This is a genomic window from Alcaligenes sp. 13f, from assembly GCF_020496585.1.
Taxonomy (GTDB): Bacteria; Pseudomonadota; Gammaproteobacteria; order Burkholderiales; family Burkholderiaceae_B; genus Alcaligenes; species Alcaligenes phenolicus.
The window spans coordinates 1-414 of the sequence record NZ_JAHKKC010000072.1; the positions used below are offsets into that span (position 1 = coordinate 1).

Sequence of the window (414 nt, forward strand, 5' to 3'; positions counted from 1 at the left end):
GCATCGGGCGCCCGCCCGGTCGGCAAGACCCCGCCGACTGGGTGCTCGACCCGTTCGCGGCCGCCGAGCGTGCGCAGCTGCCGATCCTCGTCGGCGACGCTGCGGATGCCGTGGAGCAGATCATCGGCGAGGGGCTGCTCGCCGCGCAGCAGAGATTCCACGCGCCGCGCGCGTGAGGGGAGGCGGCGTCGTCAGGACGCGCCGGCGGCGATTCCGGCGATGACGAACGCGCCGACCGTGATCCCGTAGAGGAACGGTCCGACAGCCGCGATGACGACCGCGGCGACGCCGAAGCCCCGGCCGCGCCGCGTGGCGATGGCTGTGATCCCGAGCGCGAGGGCGACGAGGCCGAGCGCCGTGCCGAGCCAGAAGCCGATCTCCGCCCACAGCACGAGCCCGCGCACGGGGCTGAGG

2 protein-coding genes are annotated in these 414 nt (G+C 75.1%); one reads left to right on the forward strand and one right to left on the reverse strand.

The window, feature by feature from the left end; genetic code table 11:
• Positions 1 to 2 precede the first annotated feature (2 nt).
• Positions 3 to 176, forward strand: a complete 174-nt coding sequence (locus KOE80_RS20600) for an aminoacyl-tRNA hydrolase (protein ID WP_226349854.1) — start codon at positions 3 to 5, stop codon at positions 174 to 176.
• A 15-nt stretch (positions 177 to 191) separates the two neighbouring features.
• Here KOE80_RS20600 and KOE80_RS20190 read toward each other — a convergent pair.
• On the reverse strand, positions 192 to 414 hold a 223-nt coding region (locus KOE80_RS20190), incomplete at its 5' end, for a hypothetical protein (RefSeq protein WP_226349853.1).